The organism is Streptomyces hamibioticus, assembly GCF_047946815.1.
Classification (GTDB): Bacteria; Actinomycetota; Actinomycetes; order Streptomycetales; family Streptomycetaceae; genus Streptomyces.
The window spans coordinates 3,694,559-3,714,133 of the sequence record NZ_JBKKQY010000001.1 but is presented as its reverse complement, the minus strand read 5'-3'; the positions used below and the strand labels follow the sequence as shown (position 1 = coordinate 3,714,133).

16 protein-coding genes and 1 tRNA gene are annotated in these 19,575 nt (G+C 68.7%); 9 read left to right on the top strand and 8 right to left on the bottom strand.

Annotated features, from left to right (window positions below):
- Positions 1 to 135 precede the first annotated feature (135 nt).
- The 8 genes from ACLGIH_RS16735 to rpmH all read right to left on the bottom strand — a co-directional run bounded on the left by ACLGIH_RS16735 (position 136) and on the right by rpmH (position 6,246).
- On the bottom strand, positions 136 to 1,236 hold the full coding sequence (locus ACLGIH_RS16735; RefSeq protein ID WP_416526049.1) for a ParB/RepB/Spo0J family partition protein: 1,101 nt from the start codon (positions 1,234 to 1,236) through the stop codon (positions 136 to 138).
- Complete coding sequence (locus ACLGIH_RS16730; protein WP_416529398.1) at positions 1,233 to 2,306, bottom strand: ParA family protein; 1,074 nt, start codon at positions 2,304 to 2,306, stop codon at positions 1,233 to 1,235. Before ACLGIH_RS16730 ends, ACLGIH_RS16735 begins: the two co-directional genes overlap by 4 nt.
- A gap of 346 nt (positions 2,307 to 2,652) precedes the next feature.
- Positions 2,653 to 3,372: a 16S rRNA (guanine(527)-N(7))-methyltransferase RsmG gene (gene rsmG / locus ACLGIH_RS16725; protein ID WP_416526048.1), complete on the bottom strand. Its 720-nt coding sequence runs from the start codon at positions 3,370 to 3,372 to the stop codon at positions 2,653 to 2,655.
- A 127-nt stretch (positions 3,373 to 3,499) separates the two neighbouring features.
- On the bottom strand, positions 3,500 to 4,012 hold the full coding sequence (locus ACLGIH_RS16720; RefSeq protein ID WP_416526047.1) for a Jag family protein: 513 nt from the start codon (positions 4,010 to 4,012) through the stop codon (positions 3,500 to 3,502).
- 15 nt (positions 4,013 to 4,027) lie between these two features.
- The gene (gene yidC / locus ACLGIH_RS16715; protein WP_416526046.1) at positions 4,028 to 5,341 is read right to left on the bottom strand and encodes a membrane protein insertase YidC; all 1,314 of its coding nucleotides are present in this window, start codon (positions 5,339 to 5,341) and stop codon (positions 4,028 to 4,030) included.
- 3 nt (positions 5,342 to 5,344) lie between these two features.
- Positions 5,345 to 5,719, bottom strand: coding sequence for a membrane protein insertion efficiency factor YidD (yidD, locus tag ACLGIH_RS16710; protein WP_416526045.1), 375 nt, complete (start codon positions 5,717 to 5,719; stop codon positions 5,345 to 5,347).
- A complete protein-coding gene (gene rnpA / locus ACLGIH_RS16705) occupies positions 5,716 to 6,087 on the bottom strand; it encodes a ribonuclease P protein component (protein WP_416526044.1) in 372 nt (123 codons plus the stop codon). Before rnpA ends, yidD begins: the two co-directional genes overlap by 4 nt.
- Before the next feature lie 21 nt (positions 6,088 to 6,108).
- On the bottom strand, positions 6,109 to 6,246 hold the full coding sequence (gene rpmH / locus ACLGIH_RS16700; RefSeq protein ID WP_003956500.1) for a 50S ribosomal protein L34: 138 nt from the start codon (positions 6,244 to 6,246) through the stop codon (positions 6,109 to 6,111).
- Positions 6,247 to 6,624: 378 nt separating this feature from the next.
- On the opposite strand from rpmH, the gene dnaA reads away from it, so the two are divergent.
- The 9 genes from dnaA (at position 6,625) to ACLGIH_RS16655 (ending at position 19,404) form a co-directional block, all read left to right on the top strand.
- Positions 6,625 to 8,595, top strand: a complete 1,971-nt coding sequence (gene dnaA, locus ACLGIH_RS16695) for a chromosomal replication initiator protein DnaA (protein WP_416526043.1) — start codon at positions 6,625 to 6,627, stop codon at positions 8,593 to 8,595.
- Positions 8,596 to 9,465: 870 nt separating this feature from the next.
- Entirely contained in the window at positions 9,466 to 10,596 is a 1,131-nt protein-coding gene (dnaN, locus tag ACLGIH_RS16690) for a DNA polymerase III subunit beta (protein ID WP_416526042.1), read from the top strand.
- A 208-nt stretch (positions 10,597 to 10,804) separates the two neighbouring features.
- Positions 10,805 to 11,680 (top strand): phosphogluconate dehydrogenase (NAD(+)-dependent, decarboxylating), encoded by an 876-nt coding sequence (gnd, locus tag ACLGIH_RS16685; protein ID WP_416526041.1) that lies wholly within the window; start codon positions 10,805 to 10,807, stop codon positions 11,678 to 11,680.
- Positions 11,681 to 11,715: 35 nt separating this feature from the next.
- Complete coding sequence (gene recF, locus ACLGIH_RS16680; RefSeq protein WP_416526040.1) at positions 11,716 to 12,837, top strand: DNA replication/repair protein RecF; 1,122 nt, start codon at positions 11,716 to 11,718, stop codon at positions 12,835 to 12,837.
- Positions 12,834 to 13,361 (top strand): DciA family protein, encoded by a 528-nt coding sequence (locus ACLGIH_RS16675; RefSeq protein WP_416526039.1) that lies wholly within the window; start codon positions 12,834 to 12,836, stop codon positions 13,359 to 13,361. The genes recF and ACLGIH_RS16675 overlap by 4 nt, the downstream gene beginning before the upstream one ends.
- Before the next feature lie 400 nt (positions 13,362 to 13,761).
- Positions 13,762 to 15,819, top strand: a complete 2,058-nt coding sequence (gene gyrB / locus ACLGIH_RS16670) for a DNA topoisomerase (ATP-hydrolyzing) subunit B (protein WP_416526038.1) — start codon at positions 13,762 to 13,764, stop codon at positions 15,817 to 15,819.
- A gap of 42 nt (positions 15,820 to 15,861) precedes the next feature.
- Entirely contained in the window at positions 15,862 to 18,459 is a 2,598-nt protein-coding gene (gene gyrA, locus ACLGIH_RS16665; RefSeq protein WP_416526037.1) for a DNA gyrase subunit A, read from the top strand.
- Between the two features lie 18 nt (positions 18,460 to 18,477).
- Positions 18,478 to 19,242, top strand: coding sequence for a DUF3566 domain-containing protein (locus ACLGIH_RS16660; protein WP_416526036.1), 765 nt, complete (start codon positions 18,478 to 18,480; stop codon positions 19,240 to 19,242).
- An 85-nt stretch (positions 19,243 to 19,327) separates the two neighbouring features.
- Positions 19,328 to 19,404: transfer RNA gene (locus tag ACLGIH_RS16655), tRNA-Ile, on the top strand.
- The last annotated feature ends 171 nt before the right edge of the window (positions 19,405 to 19,575 follow it).

Here is a 19,575-nt window from a genome sequence, read left to right as displayed (position 1 = left end):
GGGACTGTCAAGTGAATCCGCCATACCTGAACGCATCGTATCCACGATGTGATTCCGCCGATACCGGCGAAAAACAAAGAGCGGGCCGTGTCCGGTACACACCGGACACGGCCCGCTCGGCCGCCTGTCCCAGGCTCAGGAGTCCGCCTCTTCGGCGTCCCCTTCCAGCAGGCTCTTCTGCAGCACCGGGCCCTCACCCGGAGCGAGGGTTCCGAGGATCCGCTCAAGGTCCTCCACGGAAGCGAACTCGACGGTGATCTTGCCCTTCTTCTGGCCCAGATCGACCTTGACCCGGGTCTCGAAGCGGTCCGAGAGGCGCGTCGCGAGTTCGGAGAGCGCCGGGGTGACCCGGGCGCCGGCCCGCGGCCCCTTGGCACGCGGTGCCTTCTGAGGCCGGGAGCCCATCAGGGTCACGATCTCCTCGACCGACCGCACCGAGAGGCCCTCGGCCACGATCCGATGGGCCAGCCGGTCCTGCTCCTCCGTGTCCTCCACGGAGAGCAGCGCCCGGGCGTGACCGGCGGAGAGCACCCCGGCCGCGACCCGCTTCTGCACCGCCGAGGACAGCTTCAGCAGACGCAGAGTGTTGGAGACCTGGGGGCGGGAACGGCCGATGCGGTCCGCCAGCTGGTCGTGCGTGCAGTTGAAGTCCCTCAGCAGCTGGTCGTAAGCCGCGGCCTCTTCGATCGGGTTCAGCTGAGCACGGTGCAGGTTCTCCAGGAGGGCGTCCAGGAGAAGCTTCTCGTCTTCCGTGGCCCGCACGATCGCAGGGATGGCCTCGAGTCCCGCCTCGCGGCAGGCCCGCCAGCGCCGCTCGCCCATGATGAGCTCGTAGCGCTCCGGGCCGATCTGCCGGACGACAATCGGCTGGAGCAGTCCCACCTCCTTGATGGAGGTGACCAGCTCCGCGAGCGCGTCGTCGTCGAAGACCTCACGGGGCTGCCGCGGGTTCGGCGTGATGGCGTCCAGCGGAATCTCGGCGAAGTGAGCGCCCATCGGAGGCGCGGGCGTCTCCGCGGTGGGATCTTCCGTCGGCTCCTCTGTTTCACGTGAAACAGCCTGCAGTGTCGCCACCTTGGCGGCGGCCACACCACGGTCGGTAGAGAGTCCTGGCACGGCAGTGGGGGACGCTGAACCGATGCTCCCCAGCGCAGCCGAAGCCACCGTCTTCTCCGTCGGGGCAGGGGGGATCAACGCGCCGAGCCCACGGCCCAACCCCCTCCGTCGCTCGCTCACTGGATCCCCTCCACCATGTTCGGGTCGTTCTGGGCACCGATATGGGCGTGCGTGCCGTCGTAACTGACGCCGACACCCTTCAGCGCGATTTCTCGTGCCGCCTCAAGATAGGAGAGGGCACCACTCGATCCTGGATCGTAGGTCAGCACCGTCTGCCCATAGCTCGGCGCCTCGGAGATACGGACGGAGCGGGGAATGCTCGTCCGCAGCACCTCGTCGCCGAAGTGGTTGCGCACCTCGTCCGCGACCTGGGACGCGAGCCGCGTCCGGCCGTCGTACATGGTGAGCAGGATGGTCGACACATGCAGCGCGGGGTTGAGGTGCCCCCGCACCAGATCGACGTTGCGCAGCAGCTGACCGAGCCCCTCCAGCGCGTAGTACTCGCACTGGATCGGGATCAGCACTTCCTGGCCCGCGACGAGTGCGTTCACCGTCAGCAGACCGAGCGAGGGCGGGCAGTCGATGAGGATGTAGTCCAGCGGCTGCTCGTAGGCCTGGATGGCCCGCTGCAGTCGGCTCTCCCGCGCCACCAGGGACACCAGCTCGATCTCCGCACCGGCGAGATCGATGGTGGCGGGGGCGCAGAAGAGGCCCTCCACATCAGGGACGGGCTGGACGACCTCCGAGAGAGGCTTGCTTTCGACCAACACGTCGTAGATGGACGGAACTTCGGCGTGGTGGTCGATACCCAGTGCGGTGGACGCATTCCCCTGGGGGTCGAGGTCGACCACCAGGACCCGGGCGCCATGCAGGGCCAGGGATGCAGCAAGGTTGACGGTCGTCGTTGTCTTTCCGACGCCGCCCTTCTGGTTGGCGACCACGATGACGCGGGTCTGCTGGGGCCGTGGCAGGCCCTCGCCGGCGCGGCCCAGAGCCTCCACCGCCAGTTGGGCAGCACGACCGATCGGAGTGTCGTCCATCGGAGGCGGTGTTTCACGTGAAACATCCGCTCCGATCGACTCGGTACGGGGACCAGGGACCGGATCGGTCATCGGTCCCGCGATGTTGGCGTCGGACCGCAAGGATTCACTCTCCTCGACTTCAGGCTCGCAATGAACAGAGCCTCCCATGTCTTCGGGGTCGTGAACCAGTGAGGCCTGGTCTTCTGTGGAGAAATCCACCTCTGTGGACAACCCCGCCCCCCGTGCGGGGAGCCCAGTGGCCTCGGAGGCAGCCTCGGTTTCCTCTCTGAGAGACCCGAGAGGCTTTCGGTCGCGCGGTTCGGCCGCAGCGCGGCCGCGACTGATGATGCCGTGCAGCAGTGAGCGACGTTTCACGTGAAACACGATGCACAGCAGCCGAGGCCGAACTGTCGCGACACTCCGGCATGCGTAGTTTTGGAGGCTTGTGTGGAGTACGTCTCGTCGTCAGGACGGATCAGCGGCGCTCACTCACTCAGGAGACCCGCCGACACGGCTATCCGCGACGACGACGTGTCCGCCCCGTCCGGGCCGCCTTCGCCCGTTTGGCCGCAAACCGCACACCGCCGGGGCTCTCCCCGACCTCGACCCGCACGACCGTGGACAGGGGGTCGACGATCCCTTCGCCGACATGCAGGATCGATGTCTCCACGGCACCCAGCTTGGTCAGGGCCGTGGCCGCGCTCTTCAGCTCCTCCTCCGCCGTGTCCCCCTTGAGGGCGAGCATCTCCCCGTACGGACGCAGCAGCGGAATACCCCAGGTGGCCAGGCGGTCCAGCGGTGCGACGGCCCGAGCGGTCACCACGTGGACCGGTGGCAGCTTGCCCATGACCTCCTCGGCTCGCCCCCGCTCGACGGTGACATGGTCCAGGCCCAGCAGCTCCACCACCTCGGTCAGGAAGGTGGTCCGCCGCAGCAGCGGTTCCAGCAGGGTGATCTTGAGATCCTCACGGACCAGCGCCAGCGGGATCCCAGGCAGGCCGGCCCCCGAGCCGACGTCGCAGACCGTCACGCCCGCGGGCACGACCTCCGAGAGCACCGCGCAGTTCAGCAGATGCCGCTCCCACAGCCGGGGCACCTCACGCGGGCCGATCAGACCGCGCTGCACACCCGCCTCGGCCAGCAGCTCTGCGTAGCGGACCGCATCCGCAAAGCGATCACCGAACACCTCTCGGGCCTGCTCGGGCGCAGGGGGAAGCTCCGCTGCCTCCGTCACGGGGGAACCGTCCTTCCGTAGCGCATCGGCACGTTCGGCGCCGACACCAGAACCACCAGAACTATCAGGCTGACAAAGTTCGGCCCCGCCTGCGCAACAGACGGGGCCGGAGGAACGTGGGGACCGCTCAGGCGGGAAGCACGACGACGAAGCGCTGCGGCTCCTCGCCCTCGGACTCGCTGCGCAGGCCCGCGGCCTTGACCGCGTCGTGCACGACCTTGCGCTCGAACGGCGTCATCGGCTTCATCCGCACCGGCTCACCGCTGCTCCTGACCTCCGCGGCGGCCTCGGCGCCCAGCTCCGAGAGCTCGGTGCGCTTCTTGGCGCGGTAGCCCGCGATGTCGAGCATCAGCCGGCTGCGGTCCCCGGTCTCCCGGTGCACAGCCAGGCGGGTGAGCTCCTGCAGAGCCTCCAGCACCTCGCCGTCCCGGCCGACCAGCTTCTGCAGATCGCGGCTGCCCGTGTCGCTGATGATCGAGACGGAGGCACGGTCGGCCTCGACGTCCATGTCGATGTCGCCGTCGAGGTCGGCGATGTCGAGCAGACCCTCCAGGTAGTCCGCCGCGATGTCACCCTCCTGCTCAAGGCGGGTCAGGGTGTCTGCGCCCTCGGCAGCGGCGGAGGTGGTGCCTTCCGTCACGGGATGGACTCCTTCTTACTTCTTCGACGGGGACTTGGGCCGCTGCGGGCCCTTGCGCTGACCGGACTGGGCCTTGCTACGGGTACCGGAGCCGGACTTCTGCGCCTTCTTGGAACCGGCGGACCCGGCGGACCCGCCAGAGCCGGCGGAACCAGCGGGCGTGCTGTCCTCGGGCTGGTCGGACTTGCTGAGCGAGGTCGGAGCCTCGGCCACGCTGTCACCGCCGGCCTTGGCCGTGCCGGACTGGCGCCGGGACTTGGACTGGCGCTTCGGCTGCTGACGCCTGGGAGCGGTGGCGGTGACCGCCGTGGCGCCGTCGGCCTGGGCGGCGACCGCGGTCTCGCTCTTCACCACCGTGCCGTCACTCTGCGCGGCCAGGCCGGACTTGTTGAGCGCGTTGATGAACTTGCGCTCGTACTCGTTGCGGTCACGGCCCTTGTCCACGATCGCCTTGACGATGGCGCGCTCGCGACGGTTGCGGGTCTTGCCGCGGCCGGTGACGTGCTTGGTGAGGCGCTCCAGGTAGGCGGCCTGGGCCTTGGAACCCGGCGTCGGGTTGTTGTGAATGATGTACATCTGCTGGCCCATGGTCCACACGTTGGTGGTCAGCCAGTAGACGAGAACACCGACCGGGAAGTTGATGCCGAAGACGGCGAACATGATCGGGAAGACGTACATCAGCATCTTCTGTTGCTGCATGAACGGCGTCTTCACCGTGGTGTCGACGTTCTTCGTCATCAGCTGGCGCTGCGTGTAGAACTGCGACGCCGACATCAGGACGATCATGATGGCGGTGACGACCCGCACATCGGTGATGGAGGAGTCGAGGGCCGCGACCTTGGACGCGCTGTCGGTGAACTTCGCCGCGAGCGGAGCGCCGAAGATGTGCGCCTGCTGTGCGCTCTGCAGCAGCCGCTCGTTGATCACGCCGACGGTGTCGTTCGACGCGATGCTGTTGAGCACGTGGTACAGGGCGAAGAAGAACGGCGACTGCGCCAGGATGGGAAGGCACGAGGAGAGCGGGTTGGTGCCCGTCTCCTTGTACAGCTTCATCATCTCTTCGGACTGGCGCTGCCGGTCGTTCTTGTAGCGCTCCTGGATCTTCTTCATCTCCGGCTGGAGCGTCTGCATCGCCCGCGTCGCCTTGATCTGCTTCACGAAGAGCGGGATCAGGCAGATACGGATGAGGATCACCAGGGACACGATGGACAGGCCCCAGGCCCAGCCGGTGTCAGGGCCGAAGATGGCGCCGTACACCGAGTGGAACTGGACGATGACCCAGGAGACAGGTGTCGTGATGAAGCTGAAGAGGCTGGCAATCGTGTCCACTAATCATGCTCCTTGGGCATGGGACGAGGTCTCTGCGGCCGGGCCCGAAGGAGCCGACGGACTCGTGCGAGAAGTCTGTCCCTCGGGGGCCGGTTCGGCGGCGGAGGGCCCGCCCTTGCGTGCCCGCCAGGCGTCCCGCAGCATTTCGTGCCACCGCGGACGCTTGCGCGGCGGGACATGGTCCACTCCGCCCAGCGACCACGGGTTGCACCGCAGGATGCGCCAAGCGGTGAGTACCGTGCCCTTGACGGCACCGTGCCGGTCGATGGCCGTGTAGCCGTAGTGGGAGCACGACGGGTAGTACTTGCACACCGGCCCCAGCAGCGGACTGATCGTCCACTGATAGATCTTGATCAGAGCCAGCAGCGGGTACTTCATCGCGCGCCCCCTCCCAGCAGCCGCTGAAGGGCGGCGTCCAGGTCTCGGGCCAGCTGTGCATGGTCGGCGTCACCCGCACCGGGCAGCGCTCGTACGACTACCAGGCTACCGGGGGGCAACAGGTCGACCCGGTCGCGCATCAGATGGCGAAGCCTGCGCTTCACCTTGTTGCGCACGACCGCACCTCCCACAGCTTTGCTCACGACGAAACCCGCACGCGGCGGAGGAGCGCTCTCCCCAGGCGCGTGCGGGTCCGTGGCACCGCTACGAAAGTGGACGACGAGGGACGGGCGGCCTGCCCGGCGACCTCGTCGTACCGCGGTCGCGAAGTCCTCGCGCCGCCTCAGCCGGTTCTCGGTGGGCAGCACGACGTCATGACCTGATCGGGATCAGGCGGACAGGCGGGCGCGACCCTTGCTGCGGCGGGACGCGAGAATCGCGCGGCCGGCACGGGTGCGCATACGCAGCCGGAAGCCGTGGGTCTTCGCGCGACGACGGTTGTTCGGCTGGAAGGTGCGCTTGCTCACTCGGGGGCTCCAGAAAGAAATCGGTGGTGGCGGGGTGCCGTCCTGGCTGTCACCGTGCGCCCACGAGTAGCTCGCGTTACGCCCGTGTGCACCGCTTTCCCGATCACCTGACGCGATCTGTGCCCATCGGAGGCAGGCGGCAGCAGCCATCGACAACTCGACCTGGTTACGGTACGCGCGGCTGAGCCATCCGGTCAAACCAGTGGCCGCCGGGAGACACTTGTCCACAGGCTGGGGACAACAACTTGAACCGCACGGGCCGCCCTGACTACCGTGACTGGACTCCGATTCGTTCCGTTATCCCCGCCCGACCCGATTGTCATCCCGACCGGTCCCCGGATCACACCTTCGAGGGACCCCCGTGAGAGAGCGTGCCCTGTGGCTGACGTACCTGCCGATCTTGCCGCAGTGTGGCCACGCGTACTGGAGCAGCTCCTCGGGGAGGGACGCGGCCAAGGCGTCGAGACCAAGGACGAGCACTGGATCCGGCGCTGTCAGCCGCTGGCGCTGGTCGCCGACACCGCACTGCTCGCCGTACCGAACGAGTTTGCGAAGGGCGTACTGGAGGGCCGGCTCGCACCGGTCGTGAGCGAGACGCTCAGCCGCGAGTGCGGCCGGCCGATCCGCATCGCGATCACTGTGGACGACTCCGCGGGCGAGCCCTCGGCCCCCGCCCCGCCGGCACCGCCCGCCCGCCACCAGCAGCGCTACGAGGAGCCCGAGCTCCCGTCCGCCGGGCAGCAGGGCCGCGAGGACTACGAGGGCCGCGAGGGCTACGAGGGCTACGGCCGCCACCGAGGCGACCAGCTCCCCTCGGCCCGCCCGGCCTACCCGTCGGAGTACCAGCGCCCCGAGCCCGGCTCCTGGCCGCGCCCGGCCCAGCACGACGACTACGGCTGGCAGCAGCAGCGCCTCGGCTTCCCGGAGCGGGACCCGTACGCGTCGCCGCCGCAGCAGGAGTCGTACGGCTCGCCGTCCTCGCCGCAGCAGGACTCCTACCCGCCGCCCTCGCAGGAGGCGTACTCCCAGGAGTCCTACCCGCCGGAGTACCCGAAGGACTCCTATTCCCCGGACGCGTACCCGCAGAGCTACCGTGCGCAGTCGCCCGAGCGCCCGCCCTACGACGGCCAGCGCGCCGACTACGAGCAGTCCCGCGGCGACTACGACCAGCGGGACGCCCGCCGCGAGCTGCCCGATCCGCCGTCCGGCTCCGGTCATGTGCACCGCGGCGGCCCCGTCGGCCCCCGCCTGCCCACCACCGGCGCGCCCGGCCCGCTGGCCGCGCAGCCCGCGCCGGCCACGGGGCCCGGCGAACCCACGGCACGCCTGAACCCCAAGTACCTGTTCGACACCTTCGTGATCGGCGCCTCGAACCGCTTCGCGCACGCGGCGGCGGTGGCCGTCGCCGAGGCGCCGGCGAAGGCGTACAACCCGTTGTTCATCTACGGCGAGTCAGGGCTCGGCAAGACCCACCTGCTGCACGCCATCGGGCACTACGCGCGCAGCCTCTACCCGGGCACGCGCGTGCGGTACGTGAGCTCCGAGGAGTTCACCAACGAGTTCATCAACTCCATCCGCGACGGCAAGGGCGACAGCTTCCGCAAGCGCTACCGCGAGATGGACATCCTGCTGGTCGACGACATCCAGTTCCTGGCGGACAAGGAGTCGACGCAGGAGGAGTTCTTCCACACCTTCAACACCCTGCACAACGCCAACAAGCAGATCGTGCTGTCCTCCGACCGGCCGCCCAGGCAGCTGGTGACGCTGGAGGACCGGCTGCGAAACCGCTTCGAGTGGGGTCTGACCACCGACGTGCAGCCGCCCGAGCTGGAGACGCGCATCGCGATCCTGCGCAAGAAGGCGGTGCAGGAGCAGCTCAACGCCCCGCCGGAGGTGCTGGAGTTCATCGCCTCCCGGATCTCGCGCAACATCCGCGAGCTGGAGGGCGCGCTGATCCGGGTGACGGCGTTCGCGTCGCTCAACCGGCAGCCGGTGGACCTGGGCCTGACCGAGATCGTCCTGAAGGACCTGATCCCGGGCGGCGAGGACTCGACGCCGGAGATCACCTCGACGGCCATCATGAGCGAGACCGCCGACTACTTCGGCCTCACGGTCGAGGACCTGTGCGGCAGCTCCCGCGGCCGGCAACTGGTGACGGCACGCCAGATCGCCATGTACCTCTGCCGCGAGCTGACGGACCTGTCGCTGCCGAAGATCGGCGCGCTGTTCGGCGGCCGGGACCACACGACCGTGATGCACGCCGACCGCAAAATCCGCAATCTGATGGCCGAGCGGCGCTCCATCTACAACCAGGTCACGGAGCTCACCAACCGCATCAAGAACGGCTGACGGCCGCTCCCACGGCTCTCGTACGACGCGCTGGGCGCCCTCCGGAGGAGATCCGGGCGGCGCCCTTCGTTGTTCCTCCCGCCCGCCGCTGTTCGATTTCTGGCCAGGTCACGGCCACTCTCCACAGATTCGGTGACTTTTTTCCGTCCACACCTTGGGGACCGCGAAGTTGTCCCGATCCTGTCCACAGCAGCGGCTGCCGAGAACCCGTCAGGCCAGGTCAGCCACCTGTGGATTGGTGGACGAACGATCTCCACAGACTGTGGACAACGAAGTGCTCCACAAGCTGTGCACGGAGTTGTCCACGGGCAACCCACAGGCTGAGGCCGGTTGTCCCCAGCGATCCCCAGGTTCTCCACATGACTGTCCACTGTTCGGCAACCCGGCGCGCCCGATCACCGCGTCGAGTGAAAGCCGTCACACGAAGCTGCCGGGCGGGGCTGTGGGAAAGCCGGGCAAAGCTGGGGACGAGCCTGGGGAGAAGTCGCCCTTCCCTGTGCACGGGGTGTGCAGAACTTTCTTTTCTCCACAGCGGCCCCTGGTTGTCCACGGCCGCCGCCCACAGGGCCCGTGGACAAAATCTCCGCCCTGAGCTGGGCAAACGTAGTTATCCACGGTATCCACAGGCCCTACTACTACCCCCGACTAGAGAGAGCGAGGAATTCGTTTCGAAGCGGGACCTGTGCACAACTCGCCCTCTCGGGCCCGACCGCCCCTCGGCACGACTTGACCCCGAAGGGCACCTACTGTCAGTGCGGTGCGTCAGACTGGTCCCCGGTGTCCTTCCCTTCACAGGGGCCGGCGACACCGAGTCAGACGACGAAGGCGAAGCAGGGCGAAGAGCGCCGGCAACAGCAGGAGGCGGCAACGGTGAAGATCCGGGTGGAACGCGACGTACTCGCGGAGGCAGTGGCCTGGGCGGCACGCAGCCTCCCGGCCCGTCCGCCGGCGCCTGTCCTCGCCGGCCTGCTGCTGAAGGCCGAGGACGGGCAGCTGAGCCTGTCCAGCTTCGACTACGAGGTCTCGGCGCGGGTGTCGGTCGAGGCCGAGGTCGAGGAGGAGGGCACGGTCCTGGTCTCCGGCCGCCTGCTGGCCGACATCTCCCGCGCCCTGCCGAACCGGCCGGTGGAGATTTCCACAGACGGTGTACGGGCGACGGTGGTGTGCGGCTCCTCGCGGTTCACCCTCCACACTCTGCCGGTGGAGGAGTACCCGGCCCTGCCGCAGATGCCGAACGCCACGGGCACCGTCCCCGGCGAGGTCTTCTCGGCGGCCGTGCAGCAGGTCGCCATCGCCGCGGGCCGCGACGACACGCTGCCCGTTCTCACCGGTGTGCGCATCGAGATCGAGGGCGACACGGTGACGCTGGCGTCCACCGACCGCTACCGCTTCGCGGTCCGCGAGTTCCTGTGGAAGCCGGAGAACCCGGAGGCCTCGGCGGTCGCCCTGGTGCCCGCCAAGACGCTGCTGGACACCGCCAAGGCGCTGACCAGCGGTGACCAGGTGATCCTGGCGCTGGCCGGCGCGGGCGCGGGCGAGGGCCTGATCGGTTTCGAGGGCGCCGGCCGCCGGACGACCACCCGCCTGCTGGAGGGCGACCTCCCGAAGTACCGCACGCTGTTCCCGACGGAGTTCAACAGCGTCGCCGTCATCGAGACCGCCCCCTTCGTGGAGGCCGTCAAGCGCGTCGCCCTGGTCGCCGAGCGGAACACCCCGGTGCGGCTCAGCTTCGAGCAGGGCGTGCTGATCCTGGAGGCGGGCTCCAGCGACGACGCACAGGCTGTGGAAAGGGTCGACGCCCAGCTGGAGGGCGACGACATCTCGATCGCCTTCAACCCGACCTTCCTGCTGGACGGCCTGAGCGCGATCGACTCCCCGGTGGCCCAGCTGTCCTTCACGACGTCCACCAAGCCCGCCCTGCTCAGCGGCAAGCCGGCGCTGGACGCCGAGGCGGACGAGGCGTACAAGTACCTGATCATGCCGGTGCGGCTGAGCGGCTGAGCGGCTGAGCCGCCGGGACGGCGGCCGGCCGGACCGGCCGCCGTCGCCGCGACCGCAGCGTCGCCGCCGGTTGTCCACAGGCGAACCCGCAGGTGGGGACGTACGGATGAGCGCGTATGCCCACAGCTGTGCGTGGCCGTCCGGGTTTAGGCTCGGACGTCGGTACGAAGGTGCCTCACACGCCACAGCGACCTAAGGAACGCAACTGATGGAGCTCGGTCTCGTCGGCCTCGGCAAGATGGGCGGCAACATGCGCGAGCGGATCCGCCGCGCGGGCCACACCGTCGTCGGATACGACCGCAACCCGGACCTCGCCGATGTCCACAGCCTTCAAGAGCTTGTGGGCAAGCTCAGCGGGCCGCGCGTGGTCTGGGTGATGGTGCCGGCCGGTGACGCCACCCAGTCGACCATCGACGCACTCGCCGAACTCCTGGAGCCCGGCGACGTGGTCGTGGACGGCGGGAACTCCCGCTGGACCGACGACGAGAAGCACGCCGGGGAGCTGGCCGCCAAGGGCATAGGCTTCGTCGACTGCGGCGTCTCCGGCGGAGTCTGGGGCCTGGAGAACGGCTACGCGCTGATGTACGGCGGCGATGCCGAGCACGTCGCCAAGGTGCAGCCGATCTTCGACGCCCTGAAGCCGGAGGGCGACTTCGGCTCGGTGCACGCGGGCAAGGTGGGCGCCAGCCACTTCGCGAAGATGGTCCACAACGGCATCGAGTACGCGATGATGCAGGCCTACGCCGAGGGCTGGGAGCTGCTGGAGAAGGTCGACTCCGTGGACAACGTCCGGGAGGTCTTCCGCTCCTGGCAGGAGGGCACGGTCATCCGCTCCTGGCTGCTGGACCTCGCGGTCAACGCCCTGGACGAGGACGAGCACCTGGGCGGGCTCCGGGGTTATGCACAGGACTCCGGTGAGGGACGCTGGACCGTGGAGGCCGCGATCGACAACGCGGTGCCGCTGCCGGCGATCACCGCGTCGCTGTTCGCGCGGTTCTCCTCGCGCCAGGAGGACTCGCCGCAGATGAAGATGATCGCCGCGCTGCGCAACCAGTTCGGCGGCCACGCGGTCGAGAAGAAGTAAGCAGGACCCGAGGGTTGGGAGGTCGGCGAACGACCATGCACGTCACGCATCTGTCGCTGGCCGACTTCCGCTCGTACGCCCGGGTCGAGGTCCCGCTGGACCCGGGCGTCACCGCCTTCGTCGGCCCCAACGGCCAGGGCAAGACCAACCTGGTCGAGGCCGTCGGCTACCTCGCCACCCTCGGCAGCCACCGCGTCTCCTCCGACGCCCCCCTGGTCCGCATGGGCGCCGAGCGCGCGGTGATCCGGGCCCAGGTCCGCCAGGGCGAGCGGCAGCAGCTGGTCGAGCTGGAGCTGAACCCGGGCAGGGCCAACCGCGCCCGCATCAACCGGTCGGCGCAGGTCAGGCCCCGTGACGTCCTCGGCATCGTCCGCACGGTCCTCTTCGCACCCGAGGACCTCGCCCTGGTCAAGGGCGACCCCGGGGAGCGGCGCCGCTTCCTCGACGAGCTGGTCACCGCCCGTTCACCGCGGATGGCCGGGGTGCGCTCCGACTACGACCGGGTCCTCAAGCAGCGCAACACTCTGCTGAAGTCGGCCGCGCTCGCCCGCCGGCACGGCGGCCGCACGCTGGATCTGTCCACTCTCGACGTCTGGGACCAGCACCTCGCGCGCGCGGGCGCCGAGCTGCTCGGCCAGCGCCTGAACCTGATCGCCGCGCTCCAGCCGCTGGCCGACAAGGCCTATGAGCAGCTGGCCCCCGGCGGCGGCCCGGTCGCCCTGGAGTACAAGCCGTCGGCGCCCGGCGAGGCGCACACGCGCGAGGACCTGTTCGAGCAGCTGATGGCCGCGCTCGCCGACGCGCGCAAGCAGGAGATCGAGCGCGGCGTGACCCTTGTCGGCCCGCACCGGGACGATCTGAATCTCAAACTCGGTCAGCTGCCCGCCAAGGGGTACGCCTCCCACGGCGAGTCCTGGTCCTACGCGCTGGCGCTGCGCCTGGCGTCGTACGACCTGCTCAGGGCGGAAGGCAACGAGCCGGTGCTCGTCCTCGACGACGTCTTCGCCGAGCTGGACGCCCGCCGCCGTGAACGGCTGGCCGAGCTGGTGGCGCCCGGCGAGCAGGTGCTGGTGACCGCGGCCGTCGACGACGACGTGCCGCAGGTGCTGTCGGGGGCGCGGTTCACCGTGGCCGAGGGGATGGTGGAGCGGGTATGAGCCAGAGCCCGTCGGGGGACGCCCCCGAGCCCTCCGGCGTCGACCTCGCGCGCGTGGCGCTCCGCGCGGCGAAGGAGGCGGCACGCGCGCGTGGCGACGCGGCACGGCAGAAGAAGCAGGCGCGGCGCGGCGGGCTGCGCTCCGGCGCGCGCGCCGACGGCCGCGACCCCATGGCGCTCGGGTCGGCGATCAACCGGCTGATCACCGAGCGCGGCTGGGAGGCGCCGGCCGCGGTGGGCGGGGTGATGGGGCGCTGGCCGCAGATCGTCGGCGACAAGCTCGCCGACCACTGCACACCCCAGAGGTACGACGAGGACGAGCGCGTCCTGATCGTGCAGTGCGAGTCCCCGGTCTGGGCCACGGAGGTGCGCCGGCTCGCCCCCAGCCTGGTCGCCCGTCTCAACGAGGACCTGGGCCACGGCACGGTGCGGCAGATCAAGGTCCTCGGTCCCGGCGGTCCGGCCCGGCGTTACGGCCCTCTGCGGGCCCCCGGCAGCAGCAGGCCGGGCGACACCTACAGGTGACTTGCGTCACGTGCTTCCTGGGTGGCTGGTCCGGTTTTGTCCGCGGTCCGGCGGTCCTGTCGCGCGTCCGCACACGGTTGCGAATCGCGACCTGACTCCGAAGTAGCCATGGGTTGACGGTCCGAAGCGCTGAGTGCCTCCGTGAGCCTCTTGGGGCCCCCATCCGTATATCGGGAGTCGGACAGCGACGGTTCAGGGCGGCACATGCGGACTCAGGTACCGGCAAACCCCCATCGATGTCAGTGCTACCGGTAGACTGGAAGACAATCCCGCCCCGAACGTGGGGACCGTCCGGGAAAAGCTGAGCAACGCTGATCAAGGCTTACCAACGCAACATGCCGCAGCCGCTCCGGCAACCCGCCGACGAGCCCGGCTCGTGCTGTGCCAGAAAGGGCGCTTCGTGGCCGATTCCGGCAACCCCAACGAGAACATTCCGTCCACCGACACCGGCGTGAACGACGCGGTGAGCGACCCGAACGGCGACGCAGCGTCGTACGACGCCAGTGCCATCACCGTCCTCGAGGGTCTGGACGCGGTCCGCAAGCGACCCGGTATGTACATCGGTTCGACCGGTGAGCGAGGACTGCACCACCTCGTGCAGGAGGTCGTCGACAACTCCGTCGACGAGGCGCTGGCCGGCCACGCGGACACGATCGACGTCACGATCCTCGCCGACGGCGGCGTCCGCGTCGTCGACAACGGCCGCGGCATCCCGGTGGGCATCGTCCCGTCCGAGGGCAAGCCCGCCGTCGAGGTCGTGCTGACCGTGCTGCACGCGGGCGGCAAGTTCGGCGGCGGCGGTTACGCGGTCTCCGGTGGTCTGCACGGCGTGGGTGTCTCGGTCGTCAACGCCCTCTCCACGAAGGTCGCCGTGGAGGTCAAGACCGACGGCTACCGCTGGACGCAGGACTACAAGCTGGGTATCCCCACGGCACCGCTCGCCCGGCACGAGGCCACCGAGGAGACCGGCACGTCGGTCACCTTCTGGGCCGACGGCGATATCTTCGAGACCACCGACTACTCCTTCGAAACGCTCTCCCGGCGCTTCCAGGAGATGGCCTTCCTCAACAAGGGCCTGAAGATCAACCTCACCGACGAGCGCGAGTCGGCGAAGGCCACCGCCGGCGCGGACGAGGCGGGCGAGGACGAGAAGCACGAGGTCAAGAGCGTCTCGTACCACTACGAGGGCGGCATCGTCGACTTCGTGAAGTACCTGAACTCCCGCAAGGGAGACCTGGTGCACCCCACCGTGATCGACCTGGAAGCCGAGGACAAGGACAAGAACCTGTCCCTCGAGGTCGCCATGCAGTGGAACGGCGGCTACACCGAGGGTGTCTACTCCTTCGCCAACATCATCCACACCCACGAGGGCGGTACGCACGAGGAGGGCTTCCGTGCGGCGCTGACCTCGCTCGTCAACAAGTACGCGCGCGACAAGAAGCTGCTGCGCGAGAAGGACGACAACCTCACGGGCGACGACATCCGCGAGGGCCTGACGGCGATCATCTCGGTGAAGCTGGGCGAGCCGCAGTTCGAGGGCCAGACCAAGACGAAGCTGGGCAACACGGAGGTCAAGACCTTCGTGCAGCGCGTGGTCTACGAGCACCTGGCCGACTGGCTCGACCGCAACCCGAACGAGGCCGCGGACATCGTCCGCAAGGGCATCCAGGCGGCCACCGCGCGCGTGGCGGCCCGCAAGGCGCGCGACCTGACCCGCCGCAAGGGCCTGCTGGAGACGGCCTCCCTGCCGGGCAAGCTGTCGGACTGCCAGTCCAACGACCCGGTCAAGTGCGAGATCTTCATCGTCGAGGGTGACTCCGCCGGCGGCTCGGCCAAGTCCGGCCGGAACCCGGAGTACCAGGCGATCCTCCCGATCCGCGGCAAGATCCTCAACGTCGAGAAGGCGCGCATCGACCGGATCCTGCAGAACCAGGAGATCCAGGCGATGATCTCCGCGTTCGGCACGGGCGTGCACGAGGACTTCGACATCGAGAAGCTCCGCTATCACAAGATCATCCTGATGGCGGACGCCGACGTCGACGGCCAGCACATCAACACTCTGCTGCTGACCTTCCTGTTCCGCTTCATGCGGCCGCTGGTCGAGGCCGGGCACGTATTCCTGTCCCGTCCCCCGCTCTACAAGATCAAGTGGGGCAAGGACGACTTCGAGTACGCGTACTCCGACCGCGAGCGCGATGCGCTGATCGAGATGGGCCGTCAGGCCGGCAAGCGCATCCGGGACGACTCGGTGCAGCGCTTCAAGGGTCTCGGCGAGATGAACGCCGAGGAGCTGCGCATCACGACCATGGACCAGGAGCACCGCGTCCTCGGCCAGGTCACGCTCGACGACGCCGCCCAGGCCGACGACCTGTTCTCGGTCCTGATGGGCGAGGACGTCGAGGCCCGCCGCGCGTTCATCCAGCGCAACGCCAAGGACGTCCGCTTCCTCGACATCTGAGTCGGTCTCAGCTGACCGCACCAGGAAGGACTTTCACCAGCAATGACCGACGAGAACACTCCCGTCACGCCTGTAGAGGACCCCGACGCCGCCGGTATGCGCGTCGAACCCGTCGGGCTCGAGACGGAGATGCAGCGCTCGTACCTCGACTACGCGATGTCCGTCATCGTCTCGCGTGCGCTGCCGGACGTGCGGGACGGACTCAAGCCCGTCCACCGTCGTGTGCTGTACGCGATGTACGACGGCGGCTACCGCCCCGAGCGCGGCTTCTACAAGTGCGCCCGCGTCGTCGGCGACGTCATGGGCAACTACCACCCGCACGGCGACTCCTCCATCTACGACGCCCTGGTCCGCCTCGCGCAGCCGTGGGCCATGCGGATGCCGCTGGTGGACTCCAACGGCAACTTCGGCTCGCCGGGCAACGACCCGGCGGCGGCCATGCGGTACACCGAGTGCAAGATGGCGCCGCTGTCGATGGAGATGGTCCGTGACATCGACGAGGAGACCGTCGACTTCACGGACAACTACGACGGCCGCTCCCAGGAGCCGACCGTCCTGCCCGCCCGGTTCCCGAACCTGCTGATCAACGGCTCGGCCGGCATCGCGGTCGGCATGGCGACCAACATCCCGCCGCACAACCTGCGCGAGGTCGCCTCCGGTGCCCAGTGGTACCTGGAGAACCCCGAGGCCTCCCACGAGGAGCTGCTGGACGCGCTGATCGAGCGCATCAAGGGCCCGGACTTCCCGACCGGCGCGCTGGTCGTCGGCCGCAACGGCATCGAGGAGGCGTACCGCACCGGCCGCGGCTCGATCACCATGCGTGCGGTCGTCGAGGTCGAGGAGATCCAGAACCGCCAGTGCCTGGTGGTCACGGAGCTGCCCTACCAGGTCAACCCGGACAACCTCGCGCAGAAGATCGCCGACCTGGTGAAGGACGGCAAGATCGGCGGCATCGCCGACGTCCGCGACGAGACCAGCTCCCGCACCGGTCAGCGCCTGGTCATCGTCCTCAAGCGGGACGCGGTCGCCAAGGTCGTCCTCAACAACCTCTACAAGCACACCGATCTCCAGACCAACTTCGGCGCCAACATGCTGGCGCTGGTGGACGGCGTGCCCCGCACCCTCTCCCTGGACGCGTTCATCCGCCACTGGGTGACCCACCAGATCGAGGTCATCGTCCGGCGGACCCGCTTCCGGCTGCGCAAGGCCGAGGAGCGGGCACACATCCTGCGCGGCCTGCTCAAGGCCCTCGACGCCATCGACGAGGTCATCGCGCTGATCCGGCGCAGCGACACGGTCGAGATCGCGCGCGGCGGCCTGATGGAGCTCCTGGAGATCGACGAGATCCAGGCCAACGCGATCCTGGAGATGCAGCTCCGCCGCCTCGCGGCCCTGGAGCGGCAGAAGATCGTCCAGGAGCACGACGAGCTGCAGGCCAAGATCGCCGAGTACAACGAGATCCTCGCCTCCCCGGTCCGCCAGCGCGGCATCGTCAGCGCGGAGCTGGCGGCGCTGGTGGAGAAGTACGGCGACGACCGCAAGACGAAGCTGATCCCCTACGAGGGCGACATGTCCATCGAGGACCTGATCGCCGAAGAGGACATCGTCGTCACCGTCACGCGCGGCGGCTACATCAAGCGCACCAAGACCGACGACTACCGGGCGCAGAAGCGCGGCGGCAAGGGCGTGCGCGGGACGAAGCTCAAGGAAGACGACATCGTCGACCACTTCTTCGTCTCGACCACCCACCACTGGCTGCTGTTCTTCACCAACAAGGGCCGCGTCTACCGCGTCAAGGGCTACGAGCTGCCCGACGCCGGCCGGGACGCGCGCGGACAGCACGTGGCCAACCTGCTGGCCTTCCAGCCGGACGAGTCGATCGCCGAGATCTTCGCGATCCGCGACTACGAGGCGGCGCCCTACCTGGTCCTGGCCACCAAGGGCGGCCTGGTCAAGAAGACCCCGCTGAAGGACTACGACTCCCCGCGCTCGGGCGGCGTCATCGCGATCAACCTGCGCGAGCGGGAGGACGGGACCGACGATGAACTGATCGGGGCCGAGCTGGTCTCGGCCGACGACGATCTGCTGCTGATCAGCAAGAAGGCGCAGTCGATCAGGTTCACCGCGTCGGACGACACCCTGCGGCCCATGGGCCGTGCTACCTCGGGTGTCAAGGGCATGAGTTTCCGCGACGGGGACGAGCTGCTCTCGATGAATGTTGTCCGACCCGGTACGTTCGTGTTCACTGCCACCGACGGCGGGTACGCGAAGCGGACCAACGTCGACGAGTACCGCGTCCAGGGCCGCGGCGGCCTCGGCATCAAGGCCGCCAAGATCGTGGAGGACCGCGGGGAACTCGTCGGAGCGCTGGTGGTCGAGGACACGGACGAGATCCTCGCCATCACCCTCTCCGGCGGTGTGATTCGCACGCGAGTCAACGGGATCAGGGAAACGGGCCGTGACACCATGGGCGTCCAACTGATCAATCTTGGCAAGCGCGATGCCGTGGTCGGCATCGCACGCAACGCCGAAGCGGGGCGCGAGGCGGAGGAGGTCGACGGCGACGTGGCCGTCGACGAGACCGCCGAGGGTGCCACGACCACCGGCACGGACGAGGGTGAGGCGCCCTCGGACGAGTAGCACGAGGAGAGAGTCATCGTGAGCGGAGCCACGGGCGCCGGATCGGCCGGTACCTCGACGGGTACGGAAGCGGACGGCGGCGGCCGTGGCTCCGCCGCGTCCGGAGCTGGGCACGAAGCGGTTCAGGGGGCCTCGAGCGGAACGGACCCGCACGCACACGCGTCCTCATCCTCGTACGAGACTCATGGATCCCAGGGGGGAACTGTGACGGAAACCCGAGGCCCGCAGACCCAGCAGCCGGCCTCGCCGCTGCCGGGCGAACGGCAGCCGCAGCAGCCCGGCGGGCCTTATCACCCGCCGCAGGCGTACCAGGCGCAGGGCGGCGGTGCCCAGGCGGGCGCCGCGTCCGGTGGCCCGGGCGCCCAGTCCGGCGGTGTACGCCGCCCGCGCACCGGTGCGCGCACCGTGCCGCGCGTCCGCAAGGCCCGCCTGCGGGTGGCGAAGGCCGACCCGTGGTCGGTCATGAAGGTGAGCTTCCTGCTCTCCATCGCGCTCGGCATCTGCACGATCGTCGCGTCCGCCGTGCTGTGGATGGTGATGGACGCCATGGGCGTCTTCTCGACGGTCGGCGGCACGATCTCCGAGGCGACCGGCTCGAACGAGTCGAACGGCTTCGACCTCCAGTCGTTCCTGTCGCTGCCCAACGTCCTGCTGTTCACGACGATCATCGCGGTCATCGACGTCGTCCTCGCGACGGCGCTGGCGACGCTCGGCGCGTTCATCTACAACCTCTCCGCCGGCTTCGTGGGCGGCGTGGAGCTGACGCTCGCCGAGGACGAGTGAGGACGCCGGGAACCGATTTTGGGACTGCCCCCCTCGTGCGCTAATCTTCAGGAGTCAGCGCGCGGCACACACCGCAGAGCGCGGCGGGGCTATAGCTCAGTTGGTTAGAGCGCATCCCTGATAAGGATGAGGCCACAGGTTCAAATCCTGTTAGCCCCACCAAAGCAAAGAACCCCCGGTCCAGCAGGACCGGGGGTTCTTTGCGTTCACGACCGGGAGGCCTGGTGTCTGCGGTCCGCAGCGCCATCGATGGCTGACATCGGCGGCTGGCATCAGCTGTGACATCGGCCGCGGGGTGGGTGCGGGGGCGGCAGTGGGGTGGGTGCGGGGTGG

Bases quoted from the DNA above. Each gene is read 5' to 3' on its own strand.
- ACLGIH_RS16730 (WP_416529398.1), bottom strand. From the start codon at position 2,306: ATGGGAGGCTCTGTTCATTGCGAGCCTGAAGTCGAGGAGAGTGAATCC.
- yidD (WP_416526045.1), bottom strand. From the start codon at position 5,719: ATGAAGTACCCGCTGCTGGCTCTGATCAAGATCTATCAGTGGACGATC.
- gnd (WP_416526041.1), top strand. From the start codon at position 10,805: ATGGAGCTCGGTCTCGTCGGCCTCGGCAAGATGGGCGGCAACATGCGC.
- recF (WP_416526040.1), top strand. From the start codon at position 11,716: ATGCACGTCACGCATCTGTCGCTGGCCGACTTCCGCTCGTACGCCCGG.
- ACLGIH_RS16675 (WP_416526039.1), top strand. From the start codon at position 12,834: ATGAGCCAGAGCCCGTCGGGGGACGCCCCCGAGCCCTCCGGCGTCGAC.
- gyrA (WP_416526037.1), top strand. From the start codon at position 15,862: ATGACCGACGAGAACACTCCCGTCACGCCTGTAGAGGACCCCGACGCC.